Source organism: Propionimicrobium sp. PCR01-08-3, assembly GCF_030286045.1.
GTDB lineage: Bacteria > Actinomycetota > Actinomycetes > Propionibacteriales > Propionibacteriaceae > Brooklawnia.
The window spans coordinates 930237-953888 of the sequence record NZ_CP127390.1 but is presented as its reverse complement, the minus strand read 5'-3'; the positions used below and the strand labels follow the sequence as shown (position 1 = coordinate 953888).

The window sequence follows — 23652 nt, the reverse complement described above, 5'->3', positions numbered from 1 at the left end:
GCTGATCACTCGTCGTCCGGGTCGGCGAAGTCGGCGATGTCGCGGCGCATCACATGCACCAGCTGCTGACAAGTTCCCGCCAGCTGACCTGCGCCGGGGGCCTTGGAGATCTGCCCGGCGAGGTCGATGACCTGCCGTACCCAGCGGACGAAGTCGCCGGCCGGCAATCCGCTCGCGTCCAATACCTCGGCCAGTCCGGCCCCCGATGCCCACTGATAGGCAGGCTCGGCAAAGCCGATATCGGGAGCCTCGGTGCGATCGACCCGGTTGTCGCGCTCCACCATGCCCAGATCACGCCAGATCCTGCGGACCTTCGACTGTGCCTGCTCGCTCGCCGAATCGGGCATCATATGCATCCGGCCCTGTTGGTCACCCCGCGACTCATAGACCAGGCTCGACAGCACAGCCGCCAGAGCTGGCACCTCCAGGCCGTCGAAGACGCCCTCGCGGATGCATTCGGTGACCAGCAGGTCGAGCTCGTTGTAGATGCGAGCCAGCATCGCGCCGCGCTCGGTCTGCCGGTCGCCGTCGAGATAGCCGAGCGAGTCCAGCACGCCGCAGATGCGGTCGAAGCGGTTCGCGATCGACTGGGCACGCGCCCGGGCTTTCGTCCGGGTGCGCTGATGACCCTGGCTCAACCTGAGTGCCTGTTCGGCGGCCCTGGCATGCTGCTCACGGTCCGGGCAGGAATGGCAGGGGTGAGCCCGCAGCTGGGCACGCAGATCGGCGATCTCGTTGGCCAACTCCGCGTCCGCCTTCGGACGCCCGGCCTTGGGCGGCCTGTCGCCCAAGGATTCGGCCCTGGCCTGCAGCGAATTCGCCAACTGCCTGCGGTCGGCAGCCGACCTGACGTCGAATTTCCTCGGCACCCGCACCCGGGAGGTCGCGGCCACCGGTTGGTTCACGTCGTGCTCGGCCAAGTCGACGATCTGGCGGCCTGCGGTCATCACCTTCGGCCAGGGCTGGTGTCCGCGGGCCGGCACGACGACTGCCGCCCAGCCCTGGTGTTTACCGGCAGGCACCCAGAACACGTCGCCCTGTTCGAGGGCCTGCAGCGAATCGATGATCTCGGTGCGATGGTCGCGTTTGCGTTCCCTGGCCACTTCGGATTCCAGTGCGCCGATGCGGTCACGCAGTTCCGCGTATTCGCGGAAGTCACCCCGGTCGCATTGCGCTTCGGCCCACAGCTGCTCCGCCCTGGTTTCGTCGCGGCCGGCCTGGCGAGCCAGCGCCACGACCTTCTTGTCCGTCTGGAACTGGGCGAAGCTTTGTTCGAGCAGTGCGCGGGCCCGGTTTCTGCCGACCGAACCCACCAGGTTGACTGCCATGTTGTAGGTCGGCGCGAAGCTCGACCTCAGCGGATAGGTGCGCCTGGACGCCAGCCCGGCAAGTGACCGAGGATCCATTCCTGGCTGCCAGAAGACGACCGCGTGACCCTCGACGTCGATGCCCCGGCGTCCGGCGCGTCCGGTGAGCTGGGTGTATTCACCAGGGGTCAGTTCGGCATGGGTCTCGCCGTTGTATTTGACGAGTTTCTCGACGACCACGGTGCGGGCGGGCATGTTGATGCCCAATGCCAGCGTCTCGGTGGCGAAAACCACCTTCACCAGACCCTGGACGAAACCCTCCTCGACGATCGCCTTGAACACCGGCAGCAGGCCCGCGTGGTGGGCGGCGATGCCCCTGCCCAGCGCCTTGATGAAGGTGTCCCAGTCGAGCGCGCGTTTGTCGGCCGCGGTCAGCGAGCCTGCATGCTTGTCGGCGATCCGCAGCAACTTCTCGCGTTCGGCCCGGTTGGTGAGGTTGATGTCGGAGCCGAGCAGCTGGCGGACAGCCTGGTCGCAGCCCTGCCTGCTGAAAATGAAGAAGATCGCGGGCAACAGATTTTGTTGATGCAATGCTTCCACGGCACCGTCCCTGCGGGGCGGACGAACCGTTGGTCCTCCGCTTGCCCGGTTCCGGGCCTCGATCTTTCCCCGGACGCGCCGGCCACGCATCCGCCTGGAGTCGTCGCGCATGGTGCGCGATTCCGCCTTGGCCAGCCGCAGCAATTCGGGGTTCACCTCGGGCCTCACCGACGATCCCGGCAGCGCGGTCGGCCCCTCGTCCGCGAACAGATCGTGGAGTTTGCGGCCGACCAGCACATGCTGGAACAGCGGCACGACCCGCCGCTCGCTGACCACGACGTCGACCCCGCCGCGCACCTCATCCAGCCATTCGCCGAACTCCTCGGCATTGCTGACGGTCGCCGACAAGGCGACCAGCTGCACCGATTCGGCCAGCCCGAGGATCACTTCTTCCCACACGGGCCCGCGGAATCGGTCGGCGAGATAATGCACCTCGTCCATCACCACATAGCTCAGCCCGCTCAGCGTGTGCGATCTGGCGTAAATCATGTTGCGCAGCACCTCAGTGGTCATCACCACGATCGGTGCTTCGGAGTTGAGCGAGGTGTCGCCGGTGAGCAGGCCGACGTTGTCGGCGCCGTGGCGGGCGACCAAGTCATGAAATTTCTGGTTGCTGAGCGCCTTGATCGGCGTGGTGTAGAAACATTTGGTGCCCTGCTTCAGGGCGAGCCAGCAAGCGAACTCGCCGACCACGGTCTTGCCCGACCCGGTCGGCGCAGCGACCAGCACCCCGCGGCCAGCGCTCAGCTTGCGGCAGGCGTCGGTCTGAAAGTCGTCGAAGGCAAAGGAGTAGCCGGCAGAGAATTCGGCGACCAGCTCGCTCGATGGGGCGTCCACATTATTCGTCATCGCCCACCACGATAGTCAACGCACCCGGTTCACAGCGGACCCGAAGCGGCGCCCGGCCCAGTTCTTCACCGTCGGCCATCGGAACCAGATCGTCTCCGTCGACGATGACCTCGCGGGCGCGACGCTGGGTGATGGCCGGGTGCTTGACGAAGCCGGTGCGGAACAGCAGCGGGAAGAGCCTGATCAAAGTCCATCGGCTGACCGGAGCGATCAGCATGATGTCGAGCAGGCCGTCGGTAACATCGGCTGCCGGGGTGAGATGGATGCCGCCGCCCACATATCCGGCGTTGCCCACCGCAGCGATGACTGCGCGGGTTTCCAGCCGTTCACCGTCGATGACCAGCCGGTAGTTGCGCGGACGAAGCTCCGCCATTTCGGCGAGCAGCGCCCAGGCGTACGACAGCGTCCCGAACCGCACCTTCATCTTGTTGACCCGGTGATTGACCATCGCGTCGTAGCCGGTCGACACGATGGACCCCACGTAACGCTGCGTGTCACCGCCCACGATGTCGCCGGTGACCAACGACAGGTCGATGAACTTGGTACGGCCGTTGATGATCGCCTGTACCGCGTCCATAGGTTTGCGTGGCATCCCCGCGCCATGGACGAAGTCGTCTCCGGTCCCCATCGGGATAACCGCCAGCCGCACAGGGCTGCCGGCACAAGCGTTCAGCCCGAGAGCGGCCATGCCGTCACCGCCGACCATCACCAGCACATCCGGACGACCGCCTTCGGCCGGTGGCGTCGAATCGGCGACGGCCCGATTCGCCTGGTTACGGGCATCTTCATACGAGGTGGCGCGGACGATGCGGATCTGCGAGTCCGGCAGGCCATTCCGCAGGGCTTTCTCGACCTTCGGCAACACGTGGATGGCCCGCGCCCGGCCTGCCTTCGGATTCACGACGAGTGTCACAACCTGTCGGCGGTGCGGGTCAGCAGCCATGGCAACGGACATTACCTTCTGGCGGAGTAGATTGGGCAGTCGTGGACCCCAAGACGAGCACGGTTACCACCGAAGCAGCGCCGGCCAGCACGCTGATACGCGGCCGACTTCTGGTGACCGACCTCGAAGTATTGACCGTCACCCCTACCAGCGCTGTGATCAGCTGGGTCACCCACGCCACCAAATACGGCCTCGCCATCCCCGAGCCGATAGCTGCGGGCACCGAGGTCATGATCGGCAAGGTCGGCGGGCCCATGCAGCTGGTGCACGACGACCCGACCCCTCGCGTCTATCACGTGGTCGAGATCAGCGGGCTCGAACCGGGTTGCACCTATCGGTTCCGGGCGTCATCCGACGGGCAGCTCGCGGCTGCCGCCTTGCGTCCGACCAAGACAGCCGGCTGCTGCGAACGCACCAGGCAGTTCACCACCTTGACGCTGCCGAAGGGCCGCTATCTCAGCACAATTGCCGTGGTCAACGACATCCACATCGGGGAACATCGGCAAGGCATCGTGTTGGGCGCACTGCCCACCTCGGTGCTGCCGCACGCCGATCAGGCCGACTACCCGCGCATCATGGCCGCCGCCGCACTGGACGAGTTGACGAGCAGGCACCAGCATCCGTTGCTGATCGCCAACGGCGACATCACCTACGACAATGCCCCCGAGCAGAACATCGTCGCCCGCGAACTGCTCGACGGCTACGGCCGCCAGAATCACGACTGGGTCGCGACCAGGGGCAATCACGATCATCCACGCCGCGACGACGATCCTTTCGGGGAGTACTTCGCCGGCTATCAGCAGACTCAGACCGTGACCGAGGCCAGTGGCTTGCGGGTGCTGGCGATGGATTCGACCCGCGGCTCGGGTGGCGGCTGGATCACTCCCGACCAGTACGAGCAGATCATGACCGAGCTGATCCACGAACCGGAGCGCCCGACGCTGGCCTGCACCCATCACCCGGTGACCACCGATGCCGCCTGGTCGTCCGCCTCAGGTCCCCAGTTCATGCTGCGCGGACGCGACAGGCTGCGGCTGCAACTGATCGAGCGCCAGGCTCCCGGTGTCTTCCTGCACCTGGCCGGGCACACTCACCGGATGCGGCGCAACCGGGCCGATCTCGGCGACACCAATGCGCACTACCTGGAGAACGCGGCCTGTGCCGCCTATCCGGGCGGCTTCACCTTGGTGCACCTGTTCGAGGGCGGCTATCTGGTGAACTTCTGGCGGCTGAGCGATCCGGAAGCGCTGCGCTGGATCTACCGCAGCCGCTGGCAGTCGCTGGGTATCGGCGCCCACCTGATGCTCGGCTCGACCGCCGACCGCAATCACCGGGTCGACGTTGACCTTTCCGGTCTTATCCCCAGTGGACGACCGGTTCCCGCCGAACTGGTCTGCTGAAGCCCCCAGCGGAACTGCCGCGGCGACACTGCGCTGCGCCTCGGAAAGTACTTCGGCACTACAGCGCAGTTCTGGCTCAATCTCCAAACACACTACGACCTTGAGCTCGCCGGAGATCGTCTGGCCGAACAGATCTATGCGATCACCCCGCTGCACGCCGCATGAGCCACGCGGGGCGATCGGTATCTGACCACCGTCGGCTACCGTTGGCGCATGGTCGACCCAGAACTTGTACGGCTGCGGCTACTGGCGCAGGGCCTGGCACGTCCCGCTGCCGCCGACCCACATGAAGCCGTCGGCGCACTCGGGGCAATGCAAGGCCAGGATTTGCCCGGGGTCATTTCGTCCATCGCTTTGCGGCTCTCCCCTTTGCCCGAAGATGACCGGGTTGCCCGGGTGCTCGCCGGCTTCAACGACGGGACGATCGTGCGCGGCTATCCGATGCGCGGCACCGTCTTCGCCGTGGGCGCAGACGATCTGGCGTGGATGACCGAATTGTGCGCCGATGGCCCCCTGAGGGCCCAGACCAAGCGCCGCTCGTTTCTTGGGCTCGACCAGGCTCAGATCGACCTGGCGCGGCAAGTTCTGGAGAATTCCGCGGCAGCCACACCGACAGGCATCAGCCGATCCGACCTCTTCGCGCTGTGGGATGCCGCCGGCATGAGCTCCGCGAAGGGCCGCGGATACCACGTGCTTTCTCATCTCGTCGCTCATCGTGTCGCCTGCTACGGCCCGTGGAACGGGCAGGACAACAACGTCGTGCTCGCCGAGACCTGGCTGCCGCGCGAGTCGACCTTGGCCGAACACTTCAACGACGACCGGATGGCTGCAATCGCCGCGATGCTGCTGCGCTACCTGACCGGCCATGGCCCCGCCACCCTGCGCGATTTCTGCTGGTGGACGAAGCTTTCACTGACCGCCGTCCGCAAGGCATTTTCGTTGATCGAAGACCAAGTAGAAACCGATCCATCGCTGGACGATCCTGCCGGGGAGGCGCGCTATTTCCGCCCTGGGCTGATCGACGATGCCGCAGCGCTCGGCGCCGAACTCGACACCACCTACCTGCTCCCCGGCTTCGACGAGCTCGTGCTGGGCTATCCCGACCGGCTCGTCCTCGTGCCCGAAACGCACCACGAACTCCTTGTGCCCGGCAACAACGGCATGTTCCAAAAGTGCATCGTGCGCAAGGGCACCGTCACCGGTACCTGGAAACGTGCCGGACGCCCCGGCAAACGTGTCCTGGAGATCAACGGATTCAAGCCTCTGCCCAAGGTTGCCCAGAACGAGGCCGAGCGCGCCTTCGATCGCTTCCCCCACCCATCAAGCTGAGCAACTATCTCAATGGGTGACCCAGTTACGCATATTCGTTGGCAGCCGATGGCTGCGGCCGTGACGGAGCGAGGCGAAAGTCAGCTCCGGAGTTGCGCCAGCAGCTGCAATTGAGCCAGGCTCACTACTCCTGCGCTGGAGGTGCGCAGCACACCATCGCCGAGGCTCACCAGTTGTGCGCCTTTGGACGCGAACAGTTCCAGTTCGTCGGGGGCGATGCCGCCTTCCGGCCCTACGATGACCACCATTTCACCGCCATCGACGGGAAGCTCGACTTGGGCGAGCGGCATGGTGGCGTCCTCATGGGCGACCAGCGCGAGGTCGGCCCGCTCGACGATCTCAGCGACCTGGGCACTGGACGCGTACCGCACGTCGGGGACCAGGAACCGCCTGGACTGCTTGGTCGACGCCTTGGCTACCGACCTCCACTTGGCAAGTCCCTTCTCGGACTTATCAGGCATGCCTGCCCGGGCGTCCCACCGCACCACCGATCTGGACGCCTGCCAGGCGATGATCGTGGATGCGCCGAGTTCGGTCAGAGATTCAACGGCGATCTCCGAACGGTCGCCCTTGGCGAGTGCCTGCACCATTGTCCATCTGAATCTCGGCTCGGGTGTGGCACGGATCTCCTCGACCCGCACCCGGACGCCCTGCTTGCTGACCGAGGTCACCGGCCCGCGGATCGCGTGCCCGGCGCCATCGGCCACCAGCAGATACTCGCCGATTCTGGTCCGTTTGACCACAGCCGCGTGGCGACCCTCATCATCGGTGACCTCGATAGACTCACCGATTCGCATGTCGTCAGATAGCTCAGCGAGGTACAACGGGTCAGTCATGATTCATGCCTTCCACGTATTCGGGGCGACCGCGGGCCTCCATCAGCGGGTAGTGAACCCACTGCCTGACCGCCGATCACACTTGCCAGCACTGCTCCCAATGCCCCGCGAGGGAGACTTACTGGAAGGCGTCTTTCAACCGGTTGAAGAATCCCTTTTCTTCCGACTTGCTCAGCACCTCGGGACTTCCCTCGCCGCGCATCTGGGCGAGTTGAGCGAGCAGCTCACGCTGCTCGGCGTCGAGCTTCGTCGGGGTCTGGACGAGCATGGTCACCCCGAGATCGCCGCGCGGGTTCTCGCCGCGGCGGTTCGCCCGCAAGCTCGGCACCCCGTGGCCCTTGATCGTCAGGCGGGTACCCGATTGGGTGCCGGGCGGCACATCGAGATGCACCTTGCGGTTCTCCTCGGGGCAGTCGGGCAGCTCGGACTCCAGGGTGTCGATGTCCATCTCGGTGCCGAGAGCCGCCAGCGACATCGGCAGCCTGATGACCATCTCCAGATTGTCGCGATCGCGGCGGAAGGTGTCGTGCGGCATGACCTGAATCTCGACATACAGGTCACCTGCGGGCCCCGCACCCGGCCCGATCTCGCCCTGGCCCTGCAGGTGCACGCGGTTTCCGGTGTCGACGCCGCCGGGGATCTTCACGTTGATCGTGCGCTGCTGAGACACCCGGCCATGGCCCGAGCACTCGGGGCACGGTTCGGGAATGATGTTGCCGAAGCCTTGACAGGCCGGGCAAGGCTGCGAGGTACGGATCTCGCCGAGAATCGAGCGTTGCGAGACGATAATCTCGCCACGGCCGTGACACTGAGTGCAGGTGACCGGATCGCGTCCGTCCTTCGATCCGGAACCGTTACAGGTCTCACAGATCAGATAGGTGTTGAAGGTGACCGGCTTCGTCACCCCGAATACGGCCTCGGGCAAAGTCAACTTGGTGCGCACCAGCTGATCTTGACCGCGACTCACCCGTGACTTCGGACCACGACCGCCTGGCGCCTGGCCGAACATCGCGCCGAAGAGGTCGCCGATGTCGAACCCGCCGCCGGCGGAGCTGAACCCGGAGAATCCGCCCATGCCGGCGAACGGGTCACCGCCGGAGGCTCCGTGACTCATCGGGTCGCCGCCGCGATCGAAGGCCGCTTTCTTGTTCGGGTCGCTGAGCACCTCGTAGGCCTCGTTGACCTGCTTGAACTTCTCTTCCGCGTCCGGATCGGTGGCCACGTCGGGATGCACCTTCATGGCCATCTTGCGGTAAGCCTTTTTGATCTGGTCGGCGGATGCGTCCCGGGAGACGCCCAGTACCTGGTAGTAGTCAGGGTTGCTCATCAGTTGTTCTCGTTCATCCTTCTGCCAGGAATCGTCCGACGTAGCGGGCGACGGCCCGCACGGCCGCAATTGTTGACGGGTAATCCATTGATGTCGGTCCGACGACTCCGAGCGACGCCCAGACCTCGTCGGAACCGTATTCGCTTGCCACCAGCGATGTGCTGTGCAGCGGCACGTACGGATTCTCCTGCCCGATCCGCACGGTCACATCGCCGGAGTGGTCGCCGACCGCGTCGTCCAATAGACGCAGCAGCACGACCTGCTCTTCCAGTGCATCCAGCACCGGGCCGATGGAACGTTCATGGGACGCGCCGTAGCGCATCAGGTTCGGCATTCCTGCCACGGCCACTTCGCTTGACGGATCGTTGGCCACCATGGCGTGCAGCGCGGCTGTGATGCGTCCGAACCGTTGCTGGTCGAAGCCTTCCGTCGCCTCGATCTCGGCCAGCGCGGCATCGGCCTGCTTCGGCTTCTTGCCCGCGATCGCCGCGTTCAGTTGGTCGCGCCATGTTTCCAACTCGTCTTCGGTATGGGCGTCGACCAGCACCGAATGCTGATCGATTCGTGCGGTCGAATCGATCAGGATCACCAGTACCCGGTCAGGGCTCAAGCTGATCACCTCGACGTGCCGCACCGTCGCCGCACTGGACACCGGGTATTGCACGATCGCGACCTGGCGGGTGAGCTGCGCGAGAAGGCGCACCGTTCGATGGACGATGTCGTCCACGTCGATTGCGCCGGCCAGGAATGTCGAGATTGCTCGCCGTTCCGCACCCGAGAGCGGCTTGACGGTCGCCAACCGGTCGACGAAAAGCCGGTACCCCTTGTCGGTGGGCACGCGTCCGGCGCTGGTATGCGGCTGAGCGAGATAGCCCTCCTCTTCGAGGACGGCCATGTCATTGCGGATGGTCGCCGGCGAGACACCGAGGCTGTGCCGGTCGACAAGCGCCTTGGAGCCGACGGGCTCACGGGTCGCGACGAAGTCTGCGACGATGGCGCCGAGCACTTTCAGCTTTCGGTCGTCCATCGTTCCCTCCCTCGCGCAGAACTGGCCTCGGCCTGACCCACAGGCTACTGGCACTCAGCAATTCCGAGTGCCAATATTACCCCGGACACCGAGTAACGCCAGCCGGAGCGTCCTTGCCGTCGCCGATTCACCAGCAGCAGACCTGAACGACCTTCGAATGCGCGCACCGGGGTGGCCCGCCACATCCCTACCTGAGCCAAGACACGTCCAAAAAATCACTGAGTGCGCTCATTCTTCGTCACTCATGGAATCGCCGCCGGCGAGCTCACTTATCGGCCGGCCCCCTCCAGCGTCCGGTCACATACTTGGCCACGCCGGGATTCGGCGCACAACAGATGGCCTCGGCGTTTCTGCTCGCGGGCCCGTAGGGCTGGCCGTCGACTTGGCTGATGACCCCGCCGAGCTCCGAAAGCATCAGTAAGCCGGGCAGGTGATCCCACGGCTTCGGATTGCGGTAGACGAAGAAGTCGGCGCCCCCGGTGAGCAGTTGAGGGTAGTCGAATCCGGCGCAGAAATTCGATCCGATGGGCTCCGCGAAACCGTCGGAGGAATCGAAGCACCGCCATACCTTCTTGGTGCCTCCGGCCCTGAGAGGTTGCATGGACGCGCCGCCGTCCTCGGCACCATCTGCTGAAGGCCGCGATGGTGCGGGGGTGGCGAGCCGCTCGCCGTTGCGAGTGACACCGGAGCCCTTTTCGGCCACGAACGCGTCCCCGCTCTCGGGGTGCAGAATCCACGAGCGAGTCACCTCGGTGCGCCTGATCTCGGCGATCATCACCGCGTAGTGCGGGTTTCCTCTCACGAAGTTCCCGGTGCCGTCGACGGGATCCACGGTGTATGCGATTTCCGCCGATCCCAGGCCGCCGGGAATGTTCGGGTCGGCGAAGGTGGCTTCCTCCCCCACGATCAGGCAGCCGGGGTTGCGGGCCACGAGTTCCTTCGTGAGCAAAGCCTCGGATTCGCGATCGGCCACGGTCACAAAATCACCAGGCGACTTTTCGTCGATCTGATCGGCGTGCAATGCCCGGAATCGTGGACGAATCACCTGCTCGGCGACCTCGACCATCAGCTGGAGCACTTCCTCGGTCCGCATAACAACCATTGCGCCTATCTTCTTCGTTCCGGTCATCTTCGTTCCGGTGAGTTCGGCCATGCTTGCCCGAACTCACCGATTCACTTCTTATGCCCATCATCATGACCTCGCCGCGCCGGCGAGGCCACGATGAATCGAACCTTGATTCCTCACATCACTCGGCCAGCGATGACGCGTCCAACCGGCCACGCCTGATTGGAGTCCGAAAACCCCGATAGCCGAACACCGGCGATTGATCGTTGGCAGCCGCAAGTACGGCTATCGACCACGGCTCAACCGTATAGCTACCCTCGATGACATCGCCCTGCGACGGTGGCCAACAATTACCTTGGGATTCTGCCCACGGGGCGGTGTCGATGAGCCGATGCCATTTCAGATCGCGTCTCTGGATCTCGGTCGGATCGGGCACCTTGAACACCGCCGACGATGTGTACATGTTGATCATCACCAGATAGTCGGTGCCGCCGACGCCGGCCCCGTTGATCAATACGGTCATCTGGCGGTCGGTGAGCCCTGGTTCACCCGACAGATCGGGCCGGTAGTAGAGGTAGCTGACGTTGTCCGAATCCAGCTTTCCCGATCCCCAGGTCTTTTGCCGCAACGTGACATCGAGTGCCCTGAGCCTGGCCGTGAACCTGGCGAACCGGAACATCGGATTGACGTCGGGCTCGGAATCGCACTCACCCACGACGTCGAAATAGGAGCCGACCTCCGGATCGTTGGGATCGACCGGAATCCTGGTCGGGGCGTTGGACGCAAGCTGGGCCCAGTTGTTCCACATCCCGATGGTGTTCAGGTTCCACGGATTGTTGTTCCCGTTCTGCGTCCGGCCGTATTCGTCGCCGCTGACCACCATCGGCACCCCGCGCGCGCACATCAGGCTCACCCAGTTGTTGCGCCAGCGGGTGCGCCGCAGCGCCTGATCGCCGCCCGAATCCCAGGAATTGTTCTGCGGGGATCCCCCATCGGATGGTCCGAAGGGATACTCCTGGTTGTTGTTGGGTTCGTTGAAACTCACCAGATCCATCATGGTGAAGCCGTCGTGAGCGGTCACGAAATTGATGGACTTCTGCGGCCCGGCGTTGTCGTTAAAATGCAGCCAGTCGCCGTTGAACAGTTCGATGAAGGCCCGAGTGTTGCCGTCACCCTTCAGGTAGTGGCGCACCGCGTCGCGGAATCGGCCGTTCCATTCGCCCCAGCCAGAGGGGAAGTTACCGACCTCATACCCCCACAGATCCCATGCTTCAGCGATGACCTCGATCTCTTGTTCGTTGGCCCAGTCGACGGCTTCACGTAGCAGTGGATGAGCATTGAAAAAGCGCCTCCTGCCGCCCCAATCGTCCTTGTCGGACGCGGCGGGGAAGCGTCCGAGAACCGTCGCGAGATCGAACCTGAATCCGTCGACGCCCATGTTGTCATGCCAGTAGATGAGCGAGTTCATCACGACATCGCACATGGCGCGGGTGGAGAAGTTCGTCTGATTGGACGACCCGGTGGCTCCGTCGACGATGAATCCGTCGGCGGTCAGATCGTAATAGTGCGTGGTGGCGAACCCGCCGAAGGTCGTGAAGGCAGCCGAATCGATGTCGTTGTCCCAGTTGCCGCCCTCGGCGGTGTGGTTGAAGACGACATCAAGATAGACCTCGATGTCGTGCTCATGAAAGGCCCGCACCATTTCCTTGAACTCGCGTGACGGGCCGCCGGGCGTTTTGTCGTGGGCGTAGTCCCGGTTCGGCGCGAAGAACCCGATGGTCTGATAACCCCAGAAATTGGTGGTGCCGTTCTGGTCGCCAACCTGATCGGAATCGGTTTCGTGCACCGGCAGCAGCTCGATGGTGGTGAAACCGAGGCCCTTGAGGTAGGGCGCCAGATAGGCGGCGCCGGCATAGGTGCCGCGCAACTCGTCCGGAATGTTGTGAACGTCTTCGAACGACTCCTCGCCCGAAAGGTAGTCGCCCAGCTTCACCGCGGACGGGTGCATCGTGAGGTTCTTCAGGTGTCCCTCATAGATCGTGACGTCTTGAGCCGGACGCCTGGGCGCATCTCCGGTCGACGTGTTGTCGCAGATCACCACACCTTTGGGCGCATAGCGTCCGGAATCGACGCTGCGGCGCGGCTTGCCGTGGTAGTCACCGCCACCAGTGGCGAAAACTCCCCTATCCTGGCCCATCTCGATGATCTTTGGGCTGCGCGGAACGTGGCTGATCTCGCGGGCGTAGGGGTCGAGCAGCACCTTGTTCGGGTTGAAGTGGTTGCCCTCCTCGTCGCGATCCGACTTGAATCCGGCGAGCGTGCCCGGACGCCACGTTTCGTCCACATCCCAGTTGCGGCCCCAGACTCGGTACGCATAAAGCCTGCCCGGCTCGACGCCTACCAGCTGGCTACGCCAGATACCGTCCTCCCCCTTGACCGTGTCGAACTGGTGAGTGGCGTCGGCACCCAGCGGCTTGTCGTAGAGCTCGATGACGACTCGGGTCGCTTTCGGTGCGTAGACCGCGAACGAGGTCATCGTGTTCTGCGGGTCATAGGTGGCGCCCAACGGCCAGCCGCCCAGCTCCCACATCTCGGGGGCAAATGCGGTCACCGATTCGTCTTGGGCCGGGGGAATGTATTCGTCTTCCGCATCGGCCTCGCCATCTGCGCCGGGGTTCGCGCCGGGATCCTCGTCATACAGCGCATCATCGTGCGCATCGTCCGGACCGCCTTCCCCGGCATCCGAATCCGGGGGGACGCTTACGTTCTGCTGATCCTTCGCGTCCTGAGCGTCTGCTTCTGGGGGTGCCGATGCGGTCTGTTGTGGCTCCTGCTCACTGGAGTTGGTCGACTCGGGCGAGGTATCAGTCATGACTTTGACCGTACCGCAAAGTTGCATTGCGGTGCGCCGAGAACACCTGACAAGCCGACCGCATCTACCGGCGAACTCCACCTGCAGCATGGGAGCAGCCGTCCGGCCTCCCGGATTCAGGATAGGCAGGGACTGCCCCGGTCATGCCGGGATCCGGCGATGCTCTCTCGGCGTCCGCCCTATCCGCATGGTCTCTTATCCGAACTATCCGGCAGACCGCTCATCCCCGAAGGCTCAGTCGGCGAGTCAGTAGATACCTCCTCCTGAGCGCATCCCAGGAGCATATGTTTCCTGAGTTGGTGTCGCGATATCCCAGGCAGTCTGGAGCGCCCGAAGTGGCCACAGCCGTGTCACCAATGCCTCACGTACCTTGCGGCGTTCACGGAACTTCAGCTCCGGAGCGATGTCGGAATCGAATCGCAGCAATGACACCAGCCCCGCAAGATAGGCTGGCCGACTCGGGCACCCTTGCGGATCGCCCAGCCCCTCCAACGCCAGTGATCGCGCCTCGAGCAGTGGCTGCTCCTCGCGGAATTCGTAATGCTTTCGCAGCAGCCTGGAAGCAGGGATCAAGTACAAGACCTGCTTGACGGTGAGATCGACCAACGCCTGATCCAGATACGTCGGGCCTGCACCCCTGATGATCGTGATTGCTTCACGATCCGACTGATCGGCCAGATCGTGCAGCATGGTGTCCAACAGTGAATCCTCTATTGGACGCGAATCACAGACCCGGGCCTTCCCGTTCACCAGGCGAACCCGCTCGTGCACACGAGCTCCGCCAGCACAGCGGTGGTCACGGCATGATCTGTGCGGCCACGCTTGCGCACCTCGCCGTCATATGAGCCGATCGACAGCATGGCCACCTGATGTGCAAGGTTCACCCACTCGTCCATGTACTGACCCTAACGGACGCGGGTGAGGCTCTACCCGAGTTCGTCGAGATGGTCTTGGGTGACGAAGTCGATCAGTTTCTCCATCTCACGGTTGAAATCGGGATCCAAGTCGCGGAAGGTGCGCACCTTGGAGAGCATCCACTGCCAGGCGTGCGCGATGTCAGTCTGGTCCTTGTGTGGCAGGCCGAGAGCGGTCAGCGTGCCCTTCTTGAAGTCGACATCACGCGGCACCTTGGGCCAGGCCTTGATACCGATCGTCTCGGGTTTGATGGCCTGCCAGATGTCGATGAACCGATGCCCGGTGATCTGGACTACATCCCCGTAGCCGCCGCGCGCCACCTGCTCGGCGATCCGGGTCTCCTTGGAGCCGGTCACCAGGTGGTCGACCAGGACGCCAAGCCTTCGTCCGGGCTCTGGCTGGAACTCGGCGACGATCGCCACCAGGTCGTCGATGCCACCCAGGTATTCGACGACCGCGCCGACGTGGCGCAGGTCGCCACCCCAGATCTTCTCGACCAGTTCGGCGTCGTGGCGTCCCTCGACGTAGATGCGGCTGGGCAGCGCCACCTTCGCGGGCCCATCGGGGGTCGCCCTGGCACCCGAGGCGGTATAGCGCTTGGTGGAGCCGGTGCGCGGCGGAATCCGCAGGGCGACCGGCTTACCTTCGAGCCAGAATCCCGGACCGACCGGAAAGCTGCGGCGCTTGCCCTTGCGGTCCTCCAGAATCACCAGACCGTTCTCCCAGCCCATGATCTCGCCGACGAATCCGGACGACGGGTCTTCGACGACCATGCCCAGTTGCATCGGCACGTCCTTGGTCTGCGGACGACGATTGCGCTGGGCCTTCGGGTCGAGCACGTCACGGCCATAACGATCATTGGTGAACCCCACCTGCGGAACGTTAGCGATTCGGACCGTTGATCAGGTGCGCGACGCGCTCTGTAGCACCTGAAGCACATGTGGGCGGGCTCCATCGCGACCTGATCCCGCTTGTAGACATGAGGATCCTCGTGACTTCGTGCGCCCGAAATCTGCTCGCGCGCCAGGTATATCTGGCGCATCTAGGGATTTCGGGCGCGGCTGTGTTGAAGCTGCGGCGGCTGGGCATGGAGCCTCAACCAGCACGGTCGGATCGGGCGCAGCAACGGAGTCGATCCTCGCGGTGGAATCACCCTAATCGAGCAGGTTGCGGATCACTGCGTCCGCCAGCAGGCGCCCCTGCAGAGTCAACCGGACGCGACCAGCGTCCAGCTTGACCAACTCGCGCTCCGCGATCCGAGGCAATCGGGCCTGTTCGGTCGGGGTCAACACGTCTATCGATAACCCATCAGCGAGCCGGAGTTCGAGCATCACCCGTTCGATTCGTCGGGTGTCGGCGTCCAATATCTCACGCGCCTGTGCGGGGCTGTGTCCTTCGGCGAGGGTGGCCGCATAGCGGCCTGGATGGCGCAGATTCCACCATCGGACGCCCCCGACATGCGAGTGCGCGCCCGGGCCTATCCCCCACCAGTTCGCGCCGGTCCAGTAGGCCATGTTGTGCCGGGCCCGGTGCGCGGAGTCCCGCGCCCAATTGCTGACCTCATAGTTCTGATACCCGGCGGCGGTCAGAGTGGCCTCGGCCATCAGGTAGTCGTCGGCCTGTTCATCGTCGTCCACCGGCTGGATCTCGCCATGCGCAACCTTGCGGGCCATCGCCGTACCGGGTTCGATGACCAACGCGTAAGCAGAGACGTGATCGGGATGCACGGAGCAAACCGCGTCCAAGCTGGTCTGCCAATCGGCAGGCTGCTCCCCCGGCGTGCCATAGATGAGGTCGAGGCTGATCTGATCGAACCCGGCCTGCCTGGCCAATCCGACGAGCTCCAAAGCGCGTCCGGGGGTATGCACACGGTCGAGAGTGGCCAGCACATGCGGGACGGCCGACTGCATACCGAGACTGATCCGGTTGATGCCACCTGCCAGCAACTCGTCCAACTCGGCAGGACCGATCGTCTCGGGGTTTGCCTCGGTGGTCACTTCGACGTCTGGCCGGAGACCGAACCGACCGGAGATATGGGCCAGCACACTCGTCAAATGAGATGGCCTCAATAGCGTCGGTGTGCCACCGCCGAAGAACACGGTGTCGACCGCGGGGGCGCGCTCGCCCAACACGCACGCAGCCATGTCGATCTCGGCGTGAACCGCGCGTAACCATGCGTCCGGGCCCGCATCTACGCCGAGTTGGTCAGCCGTGTAGGTGTTGAAATCGCAATACCCGCACCGCACCCGGCAAAACGGCACATGCACATAGAAGCTGAGCGGACGAACCGGCAATTCGGCCAGCGCGGACGCCGGGAGCGACCCGTCGGCAGGAGCCGGATCTCCAGGTGGCGGCGCAGAAGGCATATATCGAACTATGCCACCGCACCTGAAGCCACCCACGTCCACTATTAAACATTGGTTAGGCTACGCTTCTTTCATGAGCGAAACTCCACTCACCGAATCAGCCGTCGTCCTCGACATCAACACCGACCTTCCGGTCGTCCGCGAGTCGACCACCTCACGGGTCATCGTCAACAATCCCCTGTTGCGGGTGGTCGACTTCACCTTCGCACCGGGGCAGTTGCTCACCGAGCATGCCTCGCCGCGCGCAGTGGTGGTCACCCTCCTCGACGGAGAGATGACCTTCGAGGTGGAGGGCGAATCGCACACCATGCACGCCGGTGACGTTATCTATCTCGCTCCGGATGCGCGGCATGCACTCACGGCGATCACCGAATGCCGGATGCAATTGGTCATGGTCGACACCCAGCAGGCAAGGACAGATGGATGACCGACACCAGCTACACCGAAAACGCCGCCGGCCCAACCACTTCCGACGAGCACCGCGCGGCAGGCCACTGGCTGCTCGCCAAGATGGGCAAGAAGGTGCTGCGTCCGGGCGGCATCGAGCTGACCCGCAAGCTGCTCACCCAGCTGAATATCGGGACCGGCGACAAGGTTGTCGAATTGGGCCCGGGCATTGGCCGCACCGCCGAGATCGTTCTCGCCGGCAACTACGCCACCTACATCGGAGTCGACCCCAATCAGGACGCCCGCGCGCAGATCGCCAAGGTGCTCGCCGGCCATCACGATGCCTCGGTCGTCCAAGGTGATGCCCGCAACAACGGGCTGCCGGATGCGAGTGCCGATCTGGTGATCTCGGAGGCCATGCTCACCATGCAATCGGCTGCCGACAAGCAAAAGATCGCGGACGAGGTCTTCCGAACCCTGGCTCCGGGCGGACGCTGGGGTATGCACGAGATGTCCTTGCGTCCGGACGATGTCGACCAGTCGGTCGTCGACCAGATCTCGAAGGCGCTCTCCCGGACGATCAAGGTTGGTGCGCGTCCGCTCACCGCAGCCGATTGGACGAAGCTGGTCACCGACGCCGGTTTCGAGCTGGAGTGGCAGGGGCACAACTCGATGCGGCTGGTCGACCCAACCCGGATCATCGCGGACGAGGGCCTGCGCGGGGCACTGCGCTTCTTCAACAACGTGCGCCGCAATCCGGAAGCCCGCAAACGCATCCTCGCGATGCGGAAAGTCTTTCACGACAACCAGCAGAATCTGGGCGCGATCGCCCTGGTGGCACGCAAACCGGCGTGATCAGCGCTTGTCCTTGCCCGAGCCCTCCCCGGTGGACAGGGCCGCGACGAAGGCCTCCTGCGGCACCTCGACGCGCCCCACCGTCTTCATCCGCTTCTTGCCCTCTTTCTGCTTCTCCAGCAGCTTGCGCTTGCGGGTGATATCGCCGCCATAGCACTTGGCCAGCACGTCCTTGCGCATCGCGCGGATCGTCTCCCGGGCAATCACTCGGGCGCCGATCGCGGCCTGCACCGGCACCTCGAACTGCTGGCGCGGAATGAGCTCCTTCAGTTTGTGGGTCATCGCCACACCGTAGGCATAGGCCTTGTCCCTATGGACGATGGAGCTGAACGCGTCCACCGGTTCACCGTTCAGCAAGATGTCGACCTTGACCAGATCGGCGACCTGCGAGCCCGCCTCGTCGTAGTCGAGCGAGGCGTATCCCCTCGTCCGCGATTTCAGGGCATCGAAGAAGTCGAAAACGATCTCTGCGAGCGGCAACTGGTAATGCAGCTCGACCCTGTCCTCGGAGAGATAGTCGAGGCCCAGCTGCACCCCGCGGCGGACCTGGCACAACTCGATGATCGTACCGATGAATTCCGCAGGGGTCAGGATCGTGGCCTTGATCATCGGCTCATAGACCTCGGCGATCTTGCCCTCGGGAAACTCCGACGGGTTGGTCACCTCATGCTCGGTATGGTCCTCCATGACCACGCGGTAATTCACGTTCGGGGCGGTGCTGATCAGATCGAGATTGAACTCGCGTTCCAACCGTTCGCGAACGATCTCCATGTGCAGCAGGCCGAGGAATCCCACCCGGAATCCGAACCCTAGCGCAGCCGAGGTCTCCGGCTCATAAGTCAGCGCGGCATCGTTGAGCTGCAGCTTTTCGAGCGCCTCACGAAGCTCCGGGAAATCGTCGCCGTCGATCGGATAGATGCCGGCGAAGACCATCGGATTCGGGTTGCGGTAGCCGGCCAGCATCTCGGACGCCGGTTTGGCGGCCAACGTCACCGTGTCGCCGACCCTGGACTGCCGGACGTCCTTCACGCCGGTGATCAGGTAGCCGACCTCCCCCACCCTCAAGGCGGGTGACTTCACCGGCTCGGGCGAGATGACGCCCAGCTCGAGCACCTCATGGGTGGCGTTGGTCGACATCATCAAGATGCGGTCGCGATGCCTGATTTCGCCGTCGACCACCCTGATGTAGGTGACGACACCGCGATAGGCGTCGTAGACCGAGTCGAAGATCAGTGCCCGGGCCGGGTCGTCCGGTTCGCCTGCGGGCGGCGGCACCTGTGTCACGATCTGGTCGAGCAGTTCGGGCACTCCCTCGCCGGTCTTCGCGCTGACCTTGAGCACCTCATCGATGTCGCAGCCGATAATGGACGCCAGCTCGCGTGCGAATTTCTCGGGCTGCGCGCCGGGCAGGTCGATCTTGTTGAGCACCGGAATGATCTCCAGATCGTCCTCAAGAGCCAAGTAGAGATTGGCGAGGGTCTGAGCCTCAATGCCCTGGGCGGCGTCCACCAGCAACACGGCACCCTCGCAGGCCGCCAGCGAACGGCTCACCTCGTAGGTGAAGTCGACGTGACCGGGTGTGTCGATCATGTTCAGCACATAGTCATCACCGGCGGACGCCCACGGCATCCGCACGGCCTGCGACTTGATGGTGATGCCGCGTTCGCGTTCGATGTCCATCCGGTCGAGGTATTGGGCGCGCATCGCCCGTTCGTCCACGACTCCGGTGAGCTGCAGCATGCGATCGGCCAGCGTGGATTTGCCGTGATCGATGTGGGCAATGATGCTGAAGTTGCGGACGATGGCCGGGTCGGTCTGGCCGGGTGCAGGAACAGGCATTCACTTTCCAGTCGTGTTCATCTTTGGTCATGCGGACGCTGAAGCGCCGCGCTCCATACTCGCACGTGCGCGACCTGCGCCCAACTTTCCCGTCAGCGCCAGCGGCGCTTCCCGAATCCCGCAAGTCCGAGCAGTGTACCGATGCCGATCAGACCGGCTCCCGCAATGCGGGCGATGAGCCCGATCAGCCACCACCCATAGGCGTTGAGTAGCATGCCGCGAATGGAGTTGCCCATGAAAAAGTTCTCGGAGCGCAAGCTGTAGAGTTCGTTGATCTTGCGGGCGAGGTCGTATTCGGTCTCGGGGTCTTGCACCTCCATGCGCGCCAGCCCGCTGACCTCCCCGGGACCCATTTCCGGATGGTGGTCGCTGAGTTCGGCTTTCAGTTCTTTGTTGAGCTCGGCGGCAAGATCACCCACTCCGGCGTAAGTCGCCTTGTCCTCCGGGACGCCTGCCCGCTCTGCAGCCACCTTCATATGTGCCAAAACGTAGTTGTCGGCGTAGATGCGGGCCTGTGGGCCGTTGCGCAGTGTCGCTCCTGCATGCGGAGCGAGTATCTCGGCGTCCTCGGCAGTGATGAGCGCCGACGCCACTTCACGGTCGATCAGGTCTCCCGACGGCATCGTGATGTCTTCCGAGCCGAGTTGCTTGGCTACGAAACGGTGGGCGAATAACCCGCCGATTGTGGCTCCGACCCCGACGGCGGGCAAGACGACGCCGAATACGCGGCAAAGCGCCCGATAGACCGAATCCGCCATGGTGTCCTCCACATCATCCCCGATCGCCTCACCGCATTCTAAGGGTTGACCCGAGCCTGCCGACAGGCGCAGTCGGTATAACGGAGGAATAACCCGCATCAGGTTTGGCTGCTCGTGGGACGGTCTCGTCGTGGAGCGCCATGAGGCGAGCCGGGGACAGCCTGTTCTCGTTGCCCTCCGGTGTCATGGACCGAGTTCGATTCGTCCGATCGGATGGCTGACCCGAGTGAGGATGTGCCGGATGTCCGCCTGGCTCGCGGCTGCGCTGCGAGGCATCGGACGAGAGAATGGGGACGAGCCGGTAGGCCGGCTCGTCCCCATCGTTTTCGTGTTCGACCTATCTAATCGCAGCCGAGTCGAGCAACGCTCAGATGAGTCTTCTGAAGCCCTTAGGCGCTCGCGGTGTCGGTCTTCGCAGTCTTGTCTTTCAAGATGAAGCCGAAGGCACCCAGAGCGATTCCAATAACGATCAGCGCCCAGCCGGCGGCCTGTGCAATGGTGCCGACCAGCCACCAGCCATAGGCGTTGAGCAGCATGCCGCGCAGGGTATTGCCATCAAGGAAGGTATCCATGCGAAGTTCCTGCAAGGTGGCAGCCTGCTTGGCGTTTTCGTAGGTGGTGTTGGGATTGGCGATCTCTTCATCTGCCAGCGCCGCAATCTCGGCGTCGGACTTGTCCGCGTTCTCGGGAAGAGCCTTGAGTTCTTCCTGCAGGTCATTGGTGTACTGAGTGACCAGGCTGCCGATGGCGCTGTAGTTGGCCTGATCGTCGGGCACGCCAGCGGCCTTGGCGGCCGCGGCCATGTGCGCGTGGATGTAGTGGTTTGCGAAGGTTTCGGCTTGTGGGCCGGTGAGCATTTCCTGGCCAGCATACTTGCGCAGCGCGGCCGCATCGTCTTCGCTGATGCGCCCCGCCTTCAACTGACCATCGATGCTTTCATCGGTGGCCATCGTGATGTTCTGATCTGCGAGTTGCTCGCTCACATAACTGTGAGCGAAGTTGCCGCCGACGAGCGCGGCGATCCCTAACACCAGCAGAACGACCCCGACGATCTTCGAGAGAGTCTTGTAAACCTGAGTCGCCATTACGGTTCCTTTTATCTTGATGAATAGGTTGCCTGCGAGAGGGGAATCCTTGCGAGCGGGGCGGCCTCGCAAGCACTCAGCTCTCTTGAAGACAAGCTATTAATTGGTTGATAGTCATACAGTAAACTATTGAAAACGAACGCTTCTGCGGCCCCCCTGCTTTTTCTTACGACACCCTAAGTAGCAACTTTCTAGCCCGTCGGTCATACCCTCATGCCGCGCGCAGCGGCTCCCATCAACCGACGCGAGCCCAGGGTGGCACCAGTTTGGGGGCCACCGGGGCGCTGTGGTAGCGTAACCAGTCGCGCGTGCAATCAGGCGGCTGCTTGAGCATGCGTAACCCAGGTACACCAACGACTCAAAAGGGCTCACCAAGTGGCGAACATCAAGTCGCAGAAGAAGCGCATTCTCACCAACGCGAAGGCAACCGCTCGCAATAAGGCCGTGAAGTCGGCACTGCGCACGAACATCCGTAAGTTCCGCGAGGCTGCCGATGCCGGCGACGCCGAGAAGGCGCAGGAGTGTGCGAAGGTAGCGAACCGCGCGCTCGACAAGGCCGTGTCGAAGGGCGTCATCCACAAGAACCAGGCCGCCAATCGCAAATCTGCCATCGCTTCGCGTGCCGCGGCTCTCTGAGTTCTACTTTTCAGTTTTATAGGCGTTTCAGTAAGCGCCCTGACCCGACTGGGTGGTCAGGGCGCTTACTGTGTTGGTCGGGTCGATCGCCACAAAAGGCCGTGCCACACGAGTGCTGACGAAATCACCTTGCGTTTCCTGGTGCTTTTGGAATTCAACGTGCCTGGAGCTTCCTGGCCTGCTGCACGATAAGTAACAGTTGCTCGAGGGCGAACCCGGGATCGGCGGCGGCGCCCTTCACCTGTTCGTCGGTGTGAGCTACCGCCCGGATCGCAACCGATACTCCCCTGGACGACCAGTCGCGTGACAACTTCGACAGATCCCTGATCTTCCACGGTGGCACCCCGACCTGCCGGGCCAGATCGTTGTCCGGCATCCGTACGGAGCGTAATTCCAGGTATTTCCCCAGGCCTCGTAGTGAGTTCGCGAGTGCGCTGGTCACCAGTACCGGCGCAACGCCGGTGTCCAACGCCCAGCGCAGCTTCTCCAGCGCCGGGCCTGCGCGACCGGCCAAGGCATCGTCAGCCACAGCGAAACTTGTCACCTCGGCGCGGCCCGCAAAGTAGCGGCGCACCATCTCACCCGTCAGCTGTTCATTTTCGTAATCGGCGGCCAGTTGGCTGAGGGCGGCGGTCAATGACCGCAGGTCGGAGCCAACCGCGTCGATCAGATCTTGCGCAGCATGTGCGTCCATGCCCATGCGCAATCGACGAGCCTCCGAGGTGACGAACTCCGGCAGCTTCCACGACTTGACCGGGTCCGCTGCGATCCTGGTGACTTTTGCCTTCTTGAGCGCATCGATGAATCCCTTGCCTTTATTACCGCCACCGTGCACAAGCACCAGACAGAGCTCGGGATACGGGTGCAGCGCCGTCTGCTTCACCAAGGCCAATGCGTGGTCGGGGAGATTGGCAAGATCGGTGACCACAACGATGACCCAGGACGCGAACAGGCTGCCACCGATGAGGTCGGCGAAGCGTCCATCAGCCAATTCGGGGGCTGCGACCTGGGTCAACTCGGCGTCGGGATGCTCGCGCTGTGCCTGCGTCACGCGCGTTGTAACGGCACGTTCTGCCAGCAACGCCTCTGAACCCTGAATCAGCAGACTGCTGCCGAACACCGATGTTTGTGCCACCGTCCCATCGTGCCATCAGGTTGCGACATTTTTCTTGTTCCGATCGCTCATCGGTGTCGGACAAGCACGGCAACCCGTGGCAAGAAGAACCCGCCAGTGGTCGCTGATCAGCTCCCCCGT

At 63.6% G+C, this 23652-nt stretch carries 20 protein-coding genes; 5 read left to right on the top strand and 15 right to left on the bottom strand.

The annotated features are described in order from the left end of the window. Positions 1–5: 5 nt before the first annotated feature. Together QQ658_RS04465 and QQ658_RS04460 are read right to left on the bottom strand one after the other, a co-directional pair. Entirely contained in the window at positions 6–2756 is a 2751-nt protein-coding gene (locus tag QQ658_RS04465; protein ID WP_286026469.1) for a DEAD/DEAH box helicase, read from the bottom strand. Beyond that, a complete protein-coding gene (locus QQ658_RS04460; RefSeq protein ID WP_286026468.1) occupies positions 2746–3699 on the bottom strand; it encodes a diacylglycerol/lipid kinase family protein in 954 nt (317 codons plus the stop codon). Before QQ658_RS04460 ends, QQ658_RS04465 begins: the two co-directional genes overlap by 11 nt. Before the next feature lie 41 nt (positions 3700–3740). Here QQ658_RS04460 and QQ658_RS04455 point away from each other — a divergent pair, with 41 nt between their 5' ends. Continuing rightward, on the top strand, positions 3741–5099 hold the full coding sequence (locus tag QQ658_RS04455; RefSeq protein ID WP_286026467.1) for a purple acid phosphatase family protein: 1359 nt from the start codon (positions 3741–3743) through the stop codon (positions 5097–5099). 213 nt (positions 5100–5312) lie between these two features. Continuing rightward, positions 5313–6428: a winged helix DNA-binding domain-containing protein gene (locus tag QQ658_RS04450; protein WP_286026466.1), complete on the top strand. Its 1116-nt coding sequence runs from the start codon at positions 5313–5315 to the stop codon at positions 6426–6428. 80 nt (positions 6429–6508) lie between these two features. Here the strand turns inward: QQ658_RS04450 and QQ658_RS04445 are convergent, their stop codons facing one another. The 9 genes from QQ658_RS04445 to hemW all read right to left on the bottom strand — a co-directional run bounded on the left by QQ658_RS04445 (position 6509) and on the right by hemW (position 16837). After that, a complete protein-coding gene (locus QQ658_RS04445; RefSeq protein WP_286026465.1) occupies positions 6509–7264 on the bottom strand; it encodes a 16S rRNA (uracil(1498)-N(3))-methyltransferase in 756 nt (251 codons plus the stop codon). 118 nt (positions 7265–7382) lie between these two features. Next, complete coding sequence (dnaJ, locus tag QQ658_RS04440; protein ID WP_286026464.1) at positions 7383–8591, bottom strand: molecular chaperone DnaJ; 1209 nt, start codon at positions 8589–8591, stop codon at positions 7383–7385. 13 nt (positions 8592–8604) lie between these two features. Next, on the bottom strand, positions 8605–9618 hold the full coding sequence (hrcA, locus tag QQ658_RS04435) for a heat-inducible transcriptional repressor HrcA (protein ID WP_286026463.1): 1014 nt from the start codon (positions 9616–9618) through the stop codon (positions 8605–8607). 265 nt (positions 9619–9883) lie between these two features. Beyond that, positions 9884–10720, bottom strand: a complete 837-nt coding sequence (locus QQ658_RS04430) for an inositol monophosphatase family protein (RefSeq protein ID WP_286026462.1) — start codon at positions 10718–10720, stop codon at positions 9884–9886. Positions 10721–10865: 145 nt separating this feature from the next. Beyond that, the gene (locus tag QQ658_RS04425) at positions 10866–13556 is read right to left on the bottom strand and encodes an alpha-amylase family glycosyl hydrolase (RefSeq protein WP_286026461.1); all 2691 of its coding nucleotides are present in this window, start codon (positions 13554–13556) and stop codon (positions 10866–10868) included. 246 nt (positions 13557–13802) lie between these two features. Next, a complete protein-coding gene (locus QQ658_RS04420) occupies positions 13803–14255 on the bottom strand; it encodes a hypothetical protein (protein ID WP_286026460.1) in 453 nt (150 codons plus the stop codon). A 47-nt stretch (positions 14256–14302) separates the two neighbouring features. Further along, positions 14303–14452: a hypothetical protein gene (locus tag QQ658_RS04415; RefSeq protein ID WP_286026459.1), complete on the bottom strand. Its 150-nt coding sequence runs from the start codon at positions 14450–14452 to the stop codon at positions 14303–14305. A gap of 30 nt (positions 14453–14482) precedes the next feature. Further along, positions 14483–15343 carry a DUF3097 domain-containing protein gene (locus QQ658_RS04410; RefSeq protein WP_286026458.1) on the bottom strand — a complete coding sequence of 287 codons (861 nt, stop codon included), beginning with the start codon at positions 15341–15343 and terminating at the stop codon, positions 14483–14485. A 282-nt stretch (positions 15344–15625) separates the two neighbouring features. Further along, on the bottom strand, positions 15626–16837 hold the full coding sequence (hemW, locus tag QQ658_RS04405) for a radical SAM family heme chaperone HemW (protein ID WP_286026457.1): 1212 nt from the start codon (positions 16835–16837) through the stop codon (positions 15626–15628). A 73-nt stretch (positions 16838–16910) separates the two neighbouring features. Between hemW and QQ658_RS04400 the strand changes: the two genes are divergently transcribed. Both QQ658_RS04400 and QQ658_RS04395 read left to right on the top strand, forming a co-directional pair. Next, entirely contained in the window at positions 16911–17264 is a 354-nt protein-coding gene (locus tag QQ658_RS04400; RefSeq protein WP_286026456.1) for a cupin domain-containing protein, read from the top strand. Next, entirely contained in the window at positions 17261–18079 is an 819-nt protein-coding gene (locus QQ658_RS04395; protein ID WP_286026455.1) for a class I SAM-dependent methyltransferase, read from the top strand. Before QQ658_RS04400 ends, QQ658_RS04395 begins: the two co-directional genes overlap by 4 nt. Here QQ658_RS04395 and lepA read toward each other — a convergent pair whose 3' ends face one another. The 3 genes from lepA to QQ658_RS04380 all read right to left on the bottom strand — a co-directional run bounded on the left by lepA (position 18080) and on the right by QQ658_RS04380 (position 21761). After that, positions 18080–19918: a translation elongation factor 4 gene (lepA, locus tag QQ658_RS04390; RefSeq protein WP_286026454.1), complete on the bottom strand. Its 1839-nt coding sequence runs from the start codon at positions 19916–19918 to the stop codon at positions 18080–18082. Between the two features lie 92 nt (positions 19919–20010). Beyond that, positions 20011–20676 (bottom strand): hypothetical protein, encoded by a 666-nt coding sequence (locus QQ658_RS04385; RefSeq protein ID WP_286026453.1) that lies wholly within the window; start codon positions 20674–20676, stop codon positions 20011–20013. A 389-nt stretch (positions 20677–21065) separates the two neighbouring features. After that, positions 21066–21761: a hypothetical protein gene (locus QQ658_RS04380; RefSeq protein WP_286026452.1), complete on the bottom strand. Its 696-nt coding sequence runs from the start codon at positions 21759–21761 to the stop codon at positions 21066–21068. Positions 21762–22136: 375 nt separating this feature from the next. Here QQ658_RS04380 and rpsT point away from each other — a divergent pair, with 375 nt between their 5' ends. Further along, positions 22137–22397 (top strand): 30S ribosomal protein S20, encoded by a 261-nt coding sequence (rpsT, locus tag QQ658_RS04375; RefSeq protein WP_286026451.1) that lies wholly within the window; start codon positions 22137–22139, stop codon positions 22395–22397. Positions 22398–22551: 154 nt separating this feature from the next. Here rpsT and holA read toward each other — a convergent pair whose 3' ends face one another. Beyond that, positions 22552–23532 (bottom strand): DNA polymerase III subunit delta, encoded by a 981-nt coding sequence (gene holA, locus QQ658_RS04370; RefSeq protein WP_286026450.1) that lies wholly within the window; start codon positions 23530–23532, stop codon positions 22552–22554. Between the last annotated feature and the right edge of the window lie 120 nt (positions 23533–23652).

Bases quoted from the DNA above. Each gene is read 5' to 3' on its own strand.
- QQ658_RS04465 (WP_286026469.1), bottom strand. From the start codon at position 2,756: ATGACGAATAATGTGGACGCCCCATCGAGCGAGCTGGTCGCCGAATTC.
- QQ658_RS04460 (WP_286026468.1), bottom strand. From the start codon at position 3,699: ATGGCTGCTGACCCGCACCGCCGACAGGTTGTGACACTCGTCGTGAAT.
- QQ658_RS04450 (WP_286026466.1), top strand. From the start codon at position 5,313: ATGGTCGACCCAGAACTTGTACGGCTGCGGCTACTGGCGCAGGGCCTG.
- QQ658_RS04445 (WP_286026465.1), bottom strand. From the start codon at position 7,264: ATGACTGACCCGTTGTACCTCGCTGAGCTATCTGACGACATGCGAATC.
- dnaJ (WP_286026464.1), bottom strand. From the start codon at position 8,591: ATGAGCAACCCTGACTACTACCAGGTACTGGGCGTCTCCCGGGACGCA.
- hrcA (WP_286026463.1), bottom strand. From the start codon at position 9,618: ATGGACGACCGAAAGCTGAAAGTGCTCGGCGCCATCGTCGCAGACTTC.
- QQ658_RS04430 (WP_286026462.1), bottom strand. From the start codon at position 10,720: ATGGTTGTTATGCGGACCGAGGAAGTGCTCCAGCTGATGGTCGAGGTC.
- QQ658_RS04425 (WP_286026461.1), bottom strand. From the start codon at position 13,556: ATGACTGATACCTCGCCCGAGTCGACCAACTCCAGTGAGCAGGAGCCA.
- QQ658_RS04415 (WP_286026459.1), bottom strand. From the start codon at position 14,452: ATGGACGAGTGGGTGAACCTTGCACATCAGGTGGCCATGCTGTCGATC.
- hemW (WP_286026457.1), bottom strand. From the start codon at position 16,837: ATGCCTTCTGCGCCGCCACCTGGAGATCCGGCTCCTGCCGACGGGTCG.
- QQ658_RS04400 (WP_286026456.1), top strand. From the start codon at position 16,911: ATGAGCGAAACTCCACTCACCGAATCAGCCGTCGTCCTCGACATCAAC.
- QQ658_RS04395 (WP_286026455.1), top strand. From the start codon at position 17,261: ATGACCGACACCAGCTACACCGAAAACGCCGCCGGCCCAACCACTTCC.
- lepA (WP_286026454.1), bottom strand. From the start codon at position 19,918: ATGCCTGTTCCTGCACCCGGCCAGACCGACCCGGCCATCGTCCGCAAC.
- QQ658_RS04385 (WP_286026453.1), bottom strand. From the start codon at position 20,676: ATGGCGGATTCGGTCTATCGGGCGCTTTGCCGCGTATTCGGCGTCGTC.
- QQ658_RS04380 (WP_286026452.1), bottom strand. From the start codon at position 21,761: ATGGCGACTCAGGTTTACAAGACTCTCTCGAAGATCGTCGGGGTCGTT.